This window comes from Enterococcus mundtii (assembly GCF_002947535.1).
In the GTDB taxonomy this organism is placed as follows: domain Bacteria; phylum Bacillota; class Bacilli; order Lactobacillales; family Enterococcaceae; genus Enterococcus_B; species Enterococcus_B mundtii_B.
The window spans coordinates 25,013-39,112 of the sequence record NZ_PUAP01000047.1 but is presented as its reverse complement, the minus strand read 5'-3'; the positions used below and the strand labels follow the sequence as shown (position 1 = coordinate 39,112).

Genomic DNA, 14,100 nt, shown 5'->3' with positions numbered 1-14,100 from the left:
GCTTAATTTTACAATCAGCGTATAATGAAACATATGAATTGGAGGACATTTAACCATGAACTATAAAGAATTATTACTGCATCCTCGTTCACTACCGTTCATTAGTCAAGCCCGTTTTGGGGTTGAACGTGAAGGGCAACGTGTGAACTTCTCTGGAAAGTTGGCAACAACCGATCATCCTGAGATTTTTGGGGATCGTACGTATCATCCATACATCCAGACAGATTTTAGTGAAACTCAAGTCGAATTGATTACTCCGGTCACGGATTCTATCAACGAACTTTTTAAATACTTGGAAGCAATATACGACGTTGCTTCACGCTCAATGGCAGATGATGAAATGATCTGGCCTTTAAGTATGCCTCCGGCTTTACCTGAAAAAGACGAAGAGATCATGATTGCGAAGCTTTCTAATTTTGAAGATGTCTTGTATCGTCGTTATTTAGCAAAGGAATATGGCAAACGCAAGCAAATGGTCAGCGGCATTCACTTCAACTTTGAGTTTGGTGATGATCTTTTACAATCATTGTTTGTACAACAAACAGAGTTTACCGACTTTGCAGCATTTAAAACAGAATTATATTTTAAAACAGCACAGAACTTCTTGCGTTATCGTTGGTTGATCACTTATTTGTTTGGGGCGTCACCTCTAAGTGAAGACCACTATTTTGTCGGCAAGCCAGCACCAGCAGAACCTGTACGCAGTATTCGTAATAGTTCCTATGGTTATACGAACCATCCGAATGTCAAAGTATCCTATGCGTCAATGCAACAATATTTAACCGATATTGAAAAAATGGTTGAAGAAGGCAAGTTATCCGAAGAAAAAGAATTCTATGCACCGATTCGTTTTCGTGGCGGAAAGCGTGTAGCTGATTTAGCAAAATCAGGTATTCGCTATATTGAACTGAGAAATATTGATTTAAATCCTTACGCACGTGTAGGGATCAGTCAAGCACAAGTTCAGTTTTTACAATCGTTCTTAATGTATATGCTATGGATGGAACATGACGTAGCAGTCGATGCATGGGTCGAAGAAGGCGAGCAGCGAAATGAACATGTAGCATTAGAAAATCCTATGGATCAAACTGCTTTTTATGATGAAGGAATGCTTCTTCTTCAAGGAATGAAAGAGATGCTTGTAGCTTTAGGACAATCCGAACGCCTACCATTAATTGATGACATGATCGCACAATTGGATGAACCACGTGAAACATTGGCAGGTAAGATTTATCAGCAAGCACAACAAACAAGCCAGCATGACTTTGCTTATACTTTAGGAAAACAATATGAAGAAGAAAGTCATGAACGTTCGTACCAATTAGCGGGATTTCGTGACATGGAACTGTCGACACAGATTCTGATGTTTGATGCAATCCAAAAGGGCATTGAAGTAAAGGTCATAGATGAATCAGATCAATTTTTACGTCTGCAGCATCAAGAGCATATCGAATATGTGAAAAATGCCAATATGACAAGTAAAGACAGCTACATTGTGCCATTGATCATGGAAAATAAAACAGTCACTAAAAAAGTGTTAAAAGAGGCCGGATTCCGTGTGCCTGAAGGAGCCGAATTCACTTCGATCGAAGAGGCATTGAACGCGTATCCACGATTTGCAGAGCAAGCCTTTGTCATTAAACCTAAATCGACAAATTACGGATTAGGGATCACGATTTTCAAAGAAGGAGCATCTTTAGAAGATTACCATGCTGGTTTAGCTATCGCCTTTCGCGAAGATACGTCTGTACTGGTTGAAGCATTCATGCCTGGAACAGAATATCGTTTCTTTGTGATCGATGGGCAAGTAAAAGCGATCTTACTTCGTGTTCCTGCCAATGTTGTGGGTGACGGGAAACGGACGGTGGAAGAACTTGTCGCTGAAAAAAACCTAGATCCATTAAGAGGCAGTCACCATCGTGCACCATTGGAATTGATCCAGTTAGGTGAACTTGAGCAGTTGATGTTAAAAGAGCAAGGACTAACCATCCATTCTGTACCTGAAAAAGATCAAATCGTGTATTTACGCGAAAATTCCAATATCAGTACAGGTGGCGATTCAATCGACGTAACAGATGAATTTTCAGACGCGTATAAACAGATTGCACAGCAAGCAGTGGAAGCCCTAGGAGCGAAAATCAGCGGCATCGATTTGATCATTCCTGATAAAGATATTGATCCTCAAACAGATGACCAAGCCTACGGCATCATTGAAGCGAACTTCAATCCAGCGATGCACATGCACGTTTATCCATTTGCTGGAAAAGGCAGAAGACTGACGATGAATGTGTTGGAATTGTTGTATCCTGAAGTGATCAAGACACGAAAAGAGAACTAAAATAAGTCGTTAAAAAGGGCTGTATAAAAGTGTTCAGCCACATTTAGCAACTTGATCCAAAAACAGCTTACCTGTTTGGATCAAGTTGCTTATTTTTGAATCAATTACTATTTAATATTCCTTACGCAGTCTAGGCGTACCGTAATTAGGAAGATTCCAAGCTTTACGGTTCAAAAGACAAGGATGTACTTACAAACATGATGAAATTAGGTAACAACACCTATCTAATCGAACTTTCATCCTATGTCTAGTGATGATTTGTTATACTGTTTTTGAAAGCGGTACAAAAAATATAGGGAGGAATTTTTTAGAGCAAGTAGTAAATATACCAACTTACATAAGGAGATAAAACGCATGAGTATCGATATGTACTTAGCTGATTCCCTAACACAAGCCAGTAGCACTAGTCACTTCTGCCAAAAACAAGTCACTGATTACCAGAATCTCCAACAAGCCATGACCCAGTTCACCCTACAAACGCCCAATCTCAAAGGAAAAGCGTACGATGCAGCGAAAGCCTACTTTTCTCAAGTACTTTATCCACTCGTCCAAGGAGGGATCTTACTCTCTGAAGCGGTCGAAAAAGCAGCGAAACGATTTCCACAGGAATACATAAATCAAGTTGATTCCATTAGCTTGAAGCAATCCGAATTAGAAGCACAGATTCGTCAAATGAATCAGTATATCACTCAAGCCGAAGGGATACGACAACTGCTTCTCTCACCTTATATGCCAGAAGAACACCAAGGGTTTCAACTAAGTCAAAACACGTTGTTACTCACGATGTATCATGACTTGAAACAAAAATTAGAGGAGAAACTTCAAAAACTCTTAGATTACAATCAAAGTTCCGCCCAATTTTTTACAGAAATCAAAAGTCTAGAACAAGCAGTCAATCAAGGACTCGCTCAAACGAAAACTGCTTGGAATAGTCAAACGAAGACATTCTCTATGCCAAAAGATTTGTCATGGACAACTACGATCCAAGACAAGTGGCAACAAGCAGAAAACGAGAAAAAAGGCATCGACCCAACCAAAAACAAAGAACTAGAAAAGTACAACGTCTATGCTCTCATTATTCACGATAGCGAGGGCAACCCACGTGTCTTTTGGAAAATCGAGGACAAGCAATCCGGACACGGCATCGTGAACCCAGAGCTATATCAATATGTCACGAAAGTAGGCCACTACTTAGACCCTGAACTGATCCAATTTATGACGTATGATACCTACCAAGAAAAAGTCAATACAGCTTGGCGCCAAGGTGTTAATTATGAAACTGGCGAAAAACTAGACCCACTCTTAGGCAGTATCGTCTCTACCTCGCAATACGTTAAAGACGGCTACACATGGATCAACGAATCCGAACTCGGTCAAGCCTTAATGGTCTTAGGCTTTACTTACGCCTCATACAAAGTATTGACGACTACTGGTGTGAAGCAGGTGGAGAATGGTAAGATTGATAAATCGAGTAGTGATAGAGTTAAAATTCCAGAAAAAAGTTTGAAACATGCTGATATGGGTGATTTTACTATCAATCCTTCTACAGGGAAAATATCAAAAATGAAAAGTGGTGGGCACGGTCAAGCTAACATAGCTTTTCTAGAGGAAAATGGATTTGAGGTCAACATTGAAAAAATTTATCCTAATGGTGTTAGAATTGGAAATGTACCAGACCATAAGGTTAAGGCTAAAAGAACAGGGGGCAATCAATCTTGGTTTCCTGAAAATTGGACGAATAAAGATATAGAAAATGCAGGTCAATATATTGCAAATCAAAAAAACTTTGTAGGTGCGAAAGAAGGAGAAGCTATTTTTGGTGAGTTTAATGGTGTAAGAGTGGGTGTAATAAAAAATGATGGAAAACCGGCAACTATATTTCCTGATGCAACCAGACAACCATAAAATTTTTAGGAGGAAAACCATGAAGTTAAATAAAGAAATGGGTAATATTTTAAAAAAGAGAAAAGAGTTAGATATAAATGATGATTTTGGAATAGAAAAATGTTGGGATGAAATGACAAAAAATTTAACAAAGAATGAGGAAGAAACTATAGATTATCTTAATGGATGCGATAAAGATGATTTATATTATATCAGTGAAATTTTTGAAGATATATCCGAAAAACTTCAAAGTCAAAGATTTATTGCTGTCTTAAGAAAACTTGATAAGAAATTTCCTGAGTTAGATATGACTAAAGATATTGATATTGCTGAGAGTTATATTACAATGTAGCTTAAAAAATTTCATTTATTAAACTTATAAACACCAGAAGTCTTTCAAATATTTGCTCATTATATAGTAATTTCAGTTGGATATTGCATAGGAATATTAACAAGGAAAAATATTCACGTAATTAGGTACCATTAGTTTATGAATGTTTTTTTTGCGCTAATAATAAGTAGTTAAACGTCAAAAACCGAAACTAATTCAAATTTAGTAAAACCATGATACGGCTCGTATAAAGTATTTATGAACACTGGCATGAAGCAAGTGTAGATTGATAAGATTAAGAGAATAAAAGGGCTACAAGTAAAATTTGTAAGGATATTTAAACTACATAAACCTCAAGAAAAGTAACTACGGTTTCTAAATCTTTTGAAATAATTGTTAGTGGAGAAGAATTATGAAAATCAAAAGTTTTGAAGGTAAACTAGTTCAAGATGACATAGAAGTTGACTATTATACGTCAATCATAGTATCTTTTTCAGCAAATGATGATAAGTATAATATAGGAGAATTTTATTACTATAGATTCGTTAACAAATATGATTCATTTTAAGTTAAATTTAAAATGGAGAAGATAGGATTTTTTCTGGATAAACAAAAAAATCATCCACATCACTAGATTTATCTAGTTTGTGAATGATTTTTTGTTTTGCCACAGGTACATACGAATGCTGACAAGTTTTGATTAGAAACTCAAAGAATCGAGTGAACTTTTAGAAATCATTTGAATAATCGGTCCCAAAAGCTTTTTTTCTTTGGTTGTTCTTCTTCTTGTTTCGTTGGATATTTTTCTTCTACGTCAATAACGGGCTCATTCACCGCTTCTTTGGTCGCAATCAGTAGACCAATACTTTGTGGATCTTCGGAAACATGATCGTTTACAACCGTGAATTTCGTTTGATTTTTCGTTGCTAATTGGATGTATTGATTCTGGATCTCCAGAGGTAGGGTTCCGTTTATCAGAATAAATGCTTCTGGTCGTTTCTCTAGTTCTTGTAGGAACTTTTCTTTATTTGTCGGCTCATTCATTTCAGCAACGGTCATACTGAGGTAGCAACGTTCACGAAAGGTACCTAGGTATTTATGCTGTTCTTCTGGGTTGACCAAGGGCGTGCCATACATTCCTTTGTCCAAATGATTTTTCAATTCATCTGATGCCATCCAATTTCCTCCTTTGTTGTTTTAAGTCATTATAACATAGAGGTTGTGACAGAAGCATTTTGACCTGATCAGTAAGCTAGAAAATTGAAAAATAGTTTTTCATATTTTGTCATTTTCTAGCTTAGTGTTGAAGGTTAGCTTTTGGATCACCGTGTAGCCAGGTGGTGAGAAAGTCGTTTAGCTCCAAGCATTAAGGCGGAAATTGAGAAATAGTTTCCCACATTTTTGAGGTCAGAAACAAAAATGAATTTTATTTTTGTCTCGTACACGTACACTCGAATTTATATCGATTCATCTTATTTCATTAAAAAAACGGTTGCTTTTGTTCAATGCTTCACTTAGAATAAGAATGAGAATCATTCTCAGTTAGTGAGGTAAAGGGAAATGCGCGTGGGTCGCTTGATAGTTTTGTTGGTTATTTTAAGTATATGTTCGCTGTTTATCGGCGTTTCTCGTGTCGAATTAATGGATATTTTTCGATTGGAAGGGCAAAGCATACAATTGTTGTTGGCAACACGGTTTCCACGAACGATTTGTTTAGTTCTTGTGGGGGCAACGAGTAGTATATGTGGGTTGATCATGCAGCATTTGACTCAAAATAAATTTGTTTCACCAACGACAGCTGGCACGATGGATAGTGCGAGGTTGGGTATCTTAGTGGTGATGCTCTTTTTACCGAATGCTTCTTTGTGGATTCGTTCAGCAACTGCATTTTTATTTGCTTTTGCAGGTACGCTCTTATTTTTGTCTTTTGCACGATTTTTTCCACAAAAAAATCAGTTGATGTTACCATTGATCGGCGTGATGCTAGGAAATATTATCGGATCTGCTGCTACATTTTTCGCCTATCAGTTTCAGTTAGTACAAAACATGTCTTCATGGCTACAAGGAAATTTTGCAACAGTCATGCGGGGAAATTATGAATTACTGTATGTAACGATTCCTTTATTACTTATATTATCTTTTTTTGCCTATCAATTTACGATCGTAGGCTTAGGTGAATCGTTCGCAGTGAATTTAGGGATGAATTATCGCAACATGCAACTACTAGGGATTGGCCTTGTTTCTTTAGCCAGTGCGATCACTTTGATCATGGTTGGGACGATTCCTTTCTTGGGAGTGATCATTCCAAATATCACAGCAAAGCTCTATGGGGATCAGGTACATAAAACGTTAGGAATTACCGCCATTTTTGGTAGTATCTTTTTGCTTATCTGTGACATGATCGCTCGTCTTGTGATTTTTCCTTATGAAATCCCAGTCAGCGTCATCGTAGGGATCATCGGTGGTTTGATTTTCCTTTACTTGTTAGTAAGGGGGCGCAAACATGGGTAAAAAGATCACTGGTCTATTTTTTATTTTGTCTCTACTCGTGATTGGCGTGACGATTGGCTATTTGACCATCAATACGTATGGTAATTGGGCATTTGCATGGGCCTTACGAAGCAAGAAAATCATGGCGTTCATTTTAGTGGGACTCGCGACAAGCAGTGCGACCGTTAGTTTCCAAACGATTACTCAAAATCAATTTTTGACCCCTTCTGTGTTAGGACTCGATTCCCTCTATGTACTTGTTCAAACCGTCCTCTTTTTCTTGATTGGTGGGGTGACGATGCTTCAGCAAACAGGTACAGGCTTTTTCTTAGTCAACGTGGCAATGATGGTTGGTTTAAGCCAGTTATTGTTTTTCTTTTTATTACGAAAAGAAGCCCCTAACTTGTTCTTATTATTGATGACGGGGATGATTTTAGGGACACTTTTCAATAGTATCAGTACGTTTTTACAAGTGGTGATGGACCCGAATGAATATGATTTGTTGCAAGGGAAGTTGTTTGCTAGTTTCGGTAATGTCCAGACTGCCTACCTCCTACCTGCTGCATTGTTGATTGGCTGTTGTTGGTTGTTCCTTTTTTATAAAAGACATTTTCTAGATGTCTTTCATCTAGGGAAGGATCAAGCAACGAACCTTGGGATTGAGACAGAGCGTTTTCAATTTTCTATTCTTTGTTGTGTCAGCTTGTTGACAGGAACAGCCACTGCTTTGGTTGGACCGATCACTTTTCTTGGATTTATTGTCGCAAATGTCAGCTATCGTTTGTTTGCAACGTATCGTCATGGTGTTTTGCTACTAGGAAGTTTTTTGATTGCTTTCTTGTTTTTGACTGGAGGACAATTGATCGTTGAGCAAGTGTTTGGGTGGAACACGACGGTCAGTGTGGTTGTAGAGTTTACTGGGGGCATTTACTTTATTACAAAATTGATTCGAGAAAGGAAGGAATTGGGATGATCAATTTGAATAGTGTCGAGAAGTCTTACCAAGGAAAAACAGTCGTCGATTCCTTGCAACTGGAGATCTCAGATCAACAATTGACAGCTTTCATCGGTCCAAACGGCGCAGGGAAGTCAACCGTTCTTTCCATGATCAGTCGCTTGATCCCTAAAGACGCAGGTGAGATCTACTTGGATCACAATGAAGTGAAAGCTTGGAAGTCCAAAGAGATGGCAAAAAAACTAGCGATCTTGAAACAATCTAATGAGATCAGCATGAAAATCACAGTCGAAGAGCTTGTATCGTTCGGGCGTTTTCCTTATTCGAAAGGAAAGTTGACGACGAAAGACCATCAGATCATCGAAGAATCACTCCAACATCTAGGGTTGGAAGAACTGAAGGACCAAACAATCGACACGCTTTCTGGGGGTCAGTTGCAACGAGCGTATATTGCGATGGTCCTTGCGCAAGATACTGATTACATTTTACTGGATGAACCACTCAATAATCTCGATATGAATTTTGCGGTACAAATCATGCAAATTTTAAAGCGCCTTGTACAAGAATTAGGAAAAACGATCATTATTGTTTTACACGATATCAATTTTGCAGCGAGTTACGCAGATGAGATCGTCGCAATGAAACAAGGACAGTTATTTAGACAAGGCAAAACGAACGACATTATTAACAAAGAAGTACTGGATCAATTATACGAAATGGACATTCGAATCTGTGAAATCGAAGGACGCAGATTTTGTCTTTATTTCTAAAAACTACGAAGGAGCGTCAAAATGAAGAAAATAGTTTTAGGATTTTTAGTCATGGCATCATTAGGTCTAGCAGCATGTGGAAATAACGAAGCACAAACGAGTGAAACAACAGCATCAAGTAGTGTCGCAACGGATACAACATTGACAGTCAAAGATAGCAATGGGGAATCTGTGGAAGTGCAACAAAACCCAGATAAAGTCGTAGTATTCGACAATGGTTCATTGGATACGCTTGATGCGTTAGGTGTAGGAGACAAAGTCGTAGGAGCGGCAACTAAAAATCTACCTGCTTACTTAGAAAAATACCAAGAGGTTGAATCTGCAGGAGGCATCAAAGAGCCCGACTTAGAAAAAATCAATGAGATGCAACCAGATTTGATTATTATTTCAGGGCGTCAAAGTGATTATCAGGAACAGTTGAGCCAAATTGCCCCAACACTATATTTAGCAATGGATGCAGAAAAGCCATGGGAATCGATGCAAGAAAATGTGACAACATTGGCAAAGATTTTTGATAAAGAAACAGAAGCAGAAGAAAAATTAACAGATTTAACGAAACAAATCGATGAAGTTAAAGAGAAAGCCAGTGCGCTTGATCAAACAGCTTTAGTTACTTTAGTGAATGAAGGGCAACTTTCAGCATATGGTTCAGGTTCACGTTTCGGACTAGTTCATGATTTATTTGGCTTTAAACAAGCCGATGACCAAATCGAGGCGTCTACACATGGTCAAAGTGTTTCTTATGAATATGTTTTAGAGAAGAACCCAGGGATTTTATTTGTGATTGATCGTACCCAAGCAATTGGTGGAGATACAAGCAACGATAACGTAGCTGCAAATGAATTAGTGGCACAAACAGATGCCGGTAAAAATGATCAAGTGATTTCATTGCAACCAGATGTATGGTATTTGAGTGGTGGTGGACTTGAATCAATGAATTTAATGATTGAAGACGTCAATCAAGCGTTAAAATAATTTTTCAATGAATACACAAGAAATGAACGAGTACCTATCAACTAGATAAGTACTCGTTCATTTTTTATTCAATGGGTGATTGTTTGATCGTTAGGAAAATCTAGTGTAAGGGTAAATTCATTATCGACTTCATAAGGATCGATTCGTGGGGTTGGATCATGGAAGAACTGAGCAAGCCATTGTCGGAACATAAGATCGCCTCCTTTGATTTGACTCAAAGATACAAGGCGAACCTTAGAGAAAGCTTAAAGCGTAAAATCAACCGTGTGTTTCGGCTAATGCTTGATAATTGATGATCTTGACTTGACGATAAAAGTCAGCGGGTAGTTTTGACCAACGTTTCAAAAGTTGATAAAAATAACTATCTTCCGCTTTGATTTTGTACTCACTTAAAATCAATCCGAAGTAGTTTGGTTTTTTCTTTGCTAATTTGTGATAGATCGACAATGCTTTTTCTTTGTCTTCGTCAACAAATAATGTTTTCACTTCAATGTAAGATCCTTCAATATTCTGTGTTTCTTCAATAAAGTAAATGCTTTTTATATACTCTGTCATAAGTAAGACCTCCAGTGCTTGTTTAGTTGATAAGCTAACGATAGCGAAAATTTGTTAATAAATCGTGAACAAATAATTATTCTTTTTCAGCAATTGTTTAAGTTTTTTCGCTTTTCTATATTTAATCTGTTATTTTAAGGGGATATTAAGTTTTGTCTTGCTTCTTTCCGTGAATTTCGATACAGTAATTTAAACTAAAGGAAAAGGTAGGGGATGCACATGGAATTATTGATCAATCGAAACTTAGTGTTTGCAGAAAATCGTGTCATAGAAACGGAACGTCTGATTTTAAGACCAATCACATTGGAAGACGTAGAAGACATATTTGAATATGCCCATGATGTAGAAACGACCCGCTTTGTTTTCCCTCGACATCAGTCGATCGAAGATACAAAAATCAGTGTTGCGAATTTTTTTATGGCATCGCCGCTTGGAAAATATGCTATTGAATGGAAAGAAAACGGTAAGATGATTGGTACGATTGATTTGCGGGTGCAAGAAGGCGATGATACGGCTGAATTAGGTTACGCTTTAAATAAAAAGTATTGGGGACAAGGAATCATGCCGGAAGCTGGAAAAGCGCTTCTGGAACTAGGGTTTGAAAAAATGGATCTCGTAAGGATCTTTGCTTATCATAATACAAAAAATAGTAAGTCGGGACGAGTAATGGACAAGTTAGGAATGAGAGAAGAAGCTGTGATTCCTGATGCAAAACGAGAAAAAGGAGAAATCATTTCAATTGTTCTTAAAGGAATTACCAAAAAAGCTTGGATGGAAAGCAATCAAACAAGTTAGTTGCAACTTCATTCAAAAATCATTAAGCTAAAATTGAGGTGATTAAGATGGAATTTATCGTATCAAAAGAAGCGGAAGAACTGCTTCGTGGAAAAGTGAATGACAATGAACAATTATTGCTAGATGTAGAAGACGGAGATGGACCATTTGCGAATAGCCGGATCACTTGCCAAATCGATACTTCTTTTCGTCTGATTATTGTAGAAAAAGAAACATCGGCAGACCTAAGCTTATATTCTGAAGTAGTCGATACCCAAATGGGACCAATCAAAATCAAGAAAAGCGCACTCGTTTATTTGGATAACCCGACGACGTTAGCAGTAGAACCAACTTACAAGAGTCTGCAACTGAAAGGACCAGGAGGAATCATCAAAAATAACCTCCAAATCGTCACATCAACTATCTAAGATTTAGAAGGAAAAAGAATGGGAAATTTAGCGATCATCAGTGACTTACATGTGGATATCAATCAATTTGGCGAAGCTGAATTAATGATCTTATGGGAAGTCTTACAACAAAAAAAGATTACTCGGCTTCATTTAGCTGGGGATACCGCCAATAAAGTCGATCGTTGTGTCGCAGTCGCTGAATTTTTTGCAGAGCGTCTACCAACGACTTTCCATTTTGGCAATCATGAGTTAGCCGATGTCACTGGCGAAGCAATGATCAGTCATTTTCCAGACGTCCATTTTTTGAATGAGCGCTATCTTCCATTGAATGAGAAAACTGTGTTATTAGGCATCAACGGTTGGTATGATTACCAATTCTCAGAAGAAAAAGACGTGAAGAAAATCGTGCGGATGAAGCGTTTGTACTGGTATGACCGCTTGATTGAGCGAAATGGAACAGACCTAGAAGTGAATGATCGAGTATTAGAGGCAACACGATCATTATTGGATACGCTACAGAAAAAGAAACTGAATGTGATCTTATCCACGCATTTTGTTCCAAAACAAGAATTCATTGTTTACCAAAACGCACCTTATGAACGGTGGAACCAACTCAATGCGTTCTTAGGTTCCGCCTCTTTTGGGGAATTACTTGATCAATACGATAATCTTCAACAAGTCGTCTTTGGGCATACGCATCGACGGTTTGAGGATAAAGTACTCCAAGGAACGACGTATAGTTGTCGGCCGTTTGGCTATTATTACGAATGGCAATTGACACGAGATTTTATCGATGAATATCAATTGATTGATCGCTACAATCCAATGAAATTACGCGTATTATTGCGAACGCATCGTCCAGAATTTAAAGAATACCAGTTACAACATTTGAAAAAAGAGTTTGAACAAGCAGTAACAGTGATTGCTTACTGAAAATTTGAAGACCACCAAGTATCGATTTAGATGACACTTGGTGGTTTTTTATGTATTTTTTGGTTTTACTTCATCGATCGTGTAATCTAGCGCTACATCAGACAATAAGCTGCCAACTTCTTTTTTCGATTCACTTGTCTAAATGGACACTTAATCGTTCTTTTGTCTTATTTGTGTCCATAATGATTAAATTCTCTCTTTGATGTACAAACTACGACCCTATCCTACACTTATTTAGGGGGATATACGATAAGAATATTCTTTGTTACTCTATAGTAGAAAATGCTCCGAAGTGAATGGTTATACACTTCGGTTTTTTGTATTCAAATATTTTTTAACAATTCAAATCAAAAAGTAAAGTATGAGTGATGCCGATTGGATAAGGTGCCACCTGTCCTTGATTAAAAACAAGTATTGAAAGATATCCGATAAACAGAGAAACTGGCATAAAGATGATTCAAAGGATATTAAGCCAATCAGAGGATGACTTTAGCTTTGAAATCAATAAAAAACGGAAAGCTAAGGAATTGCTTCCAAAGATTTCCGTTTTTATAGTACTCATTAGTTTTATGCCATAAATAATGCTTTGTAGAGAAATACTGCTACAACACCGGCACAAATCGGTGCAACGACTGGGACCCATGCGTAATCCCATTGTGAAGAACCTTTGTGTTTCAATGGTAATAGCGCATGAACCAAACGAGGTGCAAAGTCACGTGCTGGGTTCAATCCAGGACCTGTAGGGCCTCCTAGTGAAGCGACCAATGTCCAAACTAAGAAACCAAGAGCTAAGTGAGCTGTTCCTAAGTTATCTTGGAAGAAAGGTGCTTTTGTGATACCTAATGCGCCAAAGAATAAGACGAATGAACCGAAGAATTCGTTGACGAAACCATTGAATTTAGAACCAACACTGTTGATAGTTGAGAAAGTTCCTAAGACATGGTTTACATCTTCAGTTTGATCATAGTAAGGTTTATAACAAGCGACAACGATCAATTGTCCAAGAGCTGCTCCAAGTAATTGTGCAACGATATAAGGTACGACTTCTGCCCAAGGGAATAAACCATTAGAGGCTAAAGCGATCGTAAATGCCGGATTGATATGATTTCCGCTAATACCACCAAAAATCATTGCTGGCATCATAACACCAAAACCATAACCAACAGCAATCAGCATCCAGTCACTGCCATATCCTTTTGTTCCTTTTAAATCTACGTTTGCGACAGCACCATTACCTAAAACGATCAATAATGCTGTACCAAGTAGTTCCGCCGCTAGACGGGTCATAAGTGAATAATCCATAATACCCTCCATTAATTTATTGAAATATAAAAAAGAAACAACAACACAGCGGGTGAAGTGTTCCGTAAGAGGTGTACTTCTGTTGTCGTGATAAGTGCAAAATAAAAAACGACTTCTTTATAGAAAGAAATCCGAGCAACAGTCGACACATTGATAAAACCCTATGACACAAAACACCAACCCTAACTATAAATATATCAAAAATAAATAGTGAAATTTATCAAATATTGTCGCTATCAACAAACATTTTTTGAAAATTTCAGAAAAAAATGAAACTGAAATGGAACGAGTAATCTCACTATGCACTATGAGTGAATCGTCTACAAAAAGAAGGTAATTACTTTAATTGAATGCCCCCTTGGCTTGTCTGTTTTGGTGTTTCA

The 14,100-nt window shown here is 37.7% G+C and carries 14 protein-coding genes; 10 read left to right on the top strand and 4 right to left on the bottom strand.

Features of this window, described 5'->3' with window-relative positions; all coding sequences use genetic code 11:
- Positions 1 to 55 precede the first annotated feature (55 nt).
- The 3 genes from gshAB to CUS89_RS14040 all read left to right on the top strand — a co-directional run bounded on the left by gshAB (position 56) and on the right by CUS89_RS14040 (position 4,574).
- Positions 56 to 2,338: a bifunctional glutamate--cysteine ligase GshA/glutathione synthetase GshB gene (gene gshAB / locus CUS89_RS14050; protein ID WP_104872584.1), complete on the top strand. Its 2,283-nt coding sequence runs from the start codon at positions 56 to 58 to the stop codon at positions 2,336 to 2,338.
- 354 nt (positions 2,339 to 2,692) lie between these two features.
- Positions 2,693 to 4,243 carry an EndoU domain-containing protein gene (locus tag CUS89_RS14045; protein WP_104775925.1) on the top strand — a complete coding sequence of 517 codons (1,551 nt, stop codon included), beginning with the start codon at positions 2,693 to 2,695 and terminating at the stop codon, positions 4,241 to 4,243.
- A 19-nt stretch (positions 4,244 to 4,262) separates the two neighbouring features.
- Positions 4,263 to 4,574, top strand: coding sequence for a hypothetical protein (locus tag CUS89_RS14040; protein ID WP_086335306.1), 312 nt, complete (start codon positions 4,263 to 4,265; stop codon positions 4,572 to 4,574).
- A gap of 714 nt (positions 4,575 to 5,288) precedes the next feature.
- On the opposite strand, the gene CUS89_RS14035 is transcribed toward CUS89_RS14040, so the two are convergent.
- Entirely contained in the window at positions 5,289 to 5,729 is a 441-nt protein-coding gene (locus CUS89_RS14035) for a YueI family protein (protein WP_104872583.1), read from the bottom strand.
- Positions 5,730 to 6,113: 384 nt separating this feature from the next.
- Here CUS89_RS14035 and CUS89_RS14030 point away from each other — a divergent pair, with 384 nt between their 5' ends.
- The 4 genes from CUS89_RS14030 to CUS89_RS14015 are packed head-to-tail and all read left to right on the top strand — an operon-like array spanning position 6,114 to position 9,743.
- The gene (locus CUS89_RS14030; protein ID WP_104872582.1) at positions 6,114 to 7,064 is read left to right on the top strand and encodes an ABC transporter permease; all 951 of its coding nucleotides are present in this window, start codon (positions 6,114 to 6,116) and stop codon (positions 7,062 to 7,064) included.
- Positions 7,057 to 8,016 (top strand): iron chelate uptake ABC transporter family permease subunit, encoded by a 960-nt coding sequence (locus CUS89_RS14025; protein ID WP_104872581.1) that lies wholly within the window; start codon positions 7,057 to 7,059, stop codon positions 8,014 to 8,016. Before CUS89_RS14030 ends, CUS89_RS14025 begins: the two co-directional genes overlap by 8 nt.
- Complete coding sequence (locus tag CUS89_RS14020) at positions 8,013 to 8,768, top strand: iron ABC transporter ATP-binding protein (RefSeq protein ID WP_104872580.1); 756 nt, start codon at positions 8,013 to 8,015, stop codon at positions 8,766 to 8,768. The genes CUS89_RS14025 and CUS89_RS14020 overlap by 4 nt, the downstream gene beginning before the upstream one ends.
- 21 nt (positions 8,769 to 8,789) lie before the next feature.
- Positions 8,790 to 9,743: a siderophore ABC transporter substrate-binding protein gene (locus tag CUS89_RS14015; RefSeq protein ID WP_104872579.1), complete on the top strand. Its 954-nt coding sequence runs from the start codon at positions 8,790 to 8,792 to the stop codon at positions 9,741 to 9,743.
- A 68-nt stretch (positions 9,744 to 9,811) separates the two neighbouring features.
- On the opposite strand, the gene CUS89_RS16460 is transcribed toward CUS89_RS14015, so the two are convergent.
- On the bottom strand, positions 9,812 to 9,934 hold the full coding sequence (locus CUS89_RS16460; protein ID WP_258082438.1) for a hypothetical protein: 123 nt from the start codon (positions 9,932 to 9,934) through the stop codon (positions 9,812 to 9,814).
- 67 nt (positions 9,935 to 10,001) lie between these two features.
- Positions 10,002 to 10,298 (bottom strand): hypothetical protein, encoded by a 297-nt coding sequence (locus tag CUS89_RS14010; protein WP_104872578.1) that lies wholly within the window; start codon positions 10,296 to 10,298, stop codon positions 10,002 to 10,004.
- Between the two features lie 219 nt (positions 10,299 to 10,517).
- On the opposite strand from CUS89_RS14010, the gene CUS89_RS14005 reads away from it, so the two are divergent.
- Genes CUS89_RS14005 through CUS89_RS13995 form a run of 3 tightly spaced genes read left to right on the top strand, consistent with a single transcriptional unit; the run spans position 10,518 to position 12,415 of the window.
- Entirely contained in the window at positions 10,518 to 11,093 is a 576-nt protein-coding gene (locus CUS89_RS14005) for a GNAT family N-acetyltransferase (RefSeq protein WP_104872577.1), read from the top strand.
- A 47-nt stretch (positions 11,094 to 11,140) separates the two neighbouring features.
- Complete coding sequence (locus tag CUS89_RS14000; protein ID WP_010734414.1) at positions 11,141 to 11,500, top strand: iron-sulfur cluster biosynthesis family protein; 360 nt, start codon at positions 11,141 to 11,143, stop codon at positions 11,498 to 11,500.
- Positions 11,501 to 11,518: 18 nt separating this feature from the next.
- Entirely contained in the window at positions 11,519 to 12,415 is an 897-nt protein-coding gene (locus tag CUS89_RS13995; protein ID WP_104872576.1) for a metallophosphoesterase, read from the top strand.
- A 567-nt stretch (positions 12,416 to 12,982) separates the two neighbouring features.
- Here CUS89_RS13995 and CUS89_RS13990 read toward each other — a convergent pair.
- A complete protein-coding gene (locus tag CUS89_RS13990; protein ID WP_104872575.1) occupies positions 12,983 to 13,717 on the bottom strand; it encodes an MIP/aquaporin family protein in 735 nt (244 codons plus the stop codon).
- Positions 13,718 to 14,100 lie beyond the last annotated feature (383 nt).

What these genes read in the sequence shown, in the direction of transcription:
- CUS89_RS14010 (WP_104872578.1), bottom strand. Translation starts at nt 10,298, where the DNA reads ATGACAGAGTATATAAAAAGCATTTACTTTATTGAAGAAACACAGAAT.
- CUS89_RS13990 (WP_104872575.1), bottom strand. Translation starts at nt 13,717, where the DNA reads ATGGATTATTCACTTATGACCCGTCTAGCGGCGGAACTACTTGGTACA.
- CUS89_RS16460 (WP_258082438.1), bottom strand. Translation starts at nt 9,934, where the DNA reads ATGTTCCGACAATGGCTTGCTCAGTTCTTCCATGATCCAACCCCACGA.
- CUS89_RS13995 (WP_104872576.1), top strand. Translation starts at nt 11,519, where the DNA reads ATGGGAAATTTAGCGATCATCAGTGACTTACATGTGGATATCAATCAA.
- CUS89_RS14015 (WP_104872579.1), top strand. Translation starts at nt 8,790, where the DNA reads ATGAAGAAAATAGTTTTAGGATTTTTAGTCATGGCATCATTAGGTCTA.
- CUS89_RS14030 (WP_104872582.1), top strand. Translation starts at nt 6,114, where the DNA reads ATGCGCGTGGGTCGCTTGATAGTTTTGTTGGTTATTTTAAGTATATGT.
- gshAB (WP_104872584.1), top strand. Translation starts at nt 56, where the DNA reads ATGAACTATAAAGAATTATTACTGCATCCTCGTTCACTACCGTTCATT.
- CUS89_RS14025 (WP_104872581.1), top strand. Translation starts at nt 7,057, where the DNA reads ATGGGTAAAAAGATCACTGGTCTATTTTTTATTTTGTCTCTACTCGTG.
- CUS89_RS14035 (WP_104872583.1), bottom strand. Translation starts at nt 5,729, where the DNA reads ATGGCATCAGATGAATTGAAAAATCATTTGGACAAAGGAATGTATGGC.
- CUS89_RS14020 (WP_104872580.1), top strand. Translation starts at nt 8,013, where the DNA reads ATGATCAATTTGAATAGTGTCGAGAAGTCTTACCAAGGAAAAACAGTC.
- CUS89_RS14005 (WP_104872577.1), top strand. Translation starts at nt 10,518, where the DNA reads ATGGAATTATTGATCAATCGAAACTTAGTGTTTGCAGAAAATCGTGTC.
- CUS89_RS14045 (WP_104775925.1), top strand. Translation starts at nt 2,693, where the DNA reads ATGAGTATCGATATGTACTTAGCTGATTCCCTAACACAAGCCAGTAGC.
- CUS89_RS14040 (WP_086335306.1), top strand. Translation starts at nt 4,263, where the DNA reads ATGAAGTTAAATAAAGAAATGGGTAATATTTTAAAAAAGAGAAAAGAG.
- CUS89_RS14000 (WP_010734414.1), top strand. Translation starts at nt 11,141, where the DNA reads ATGGAATTTATCGTATCAAAAGAAGCGGAAGAACTGCTTCGTGGAAAA.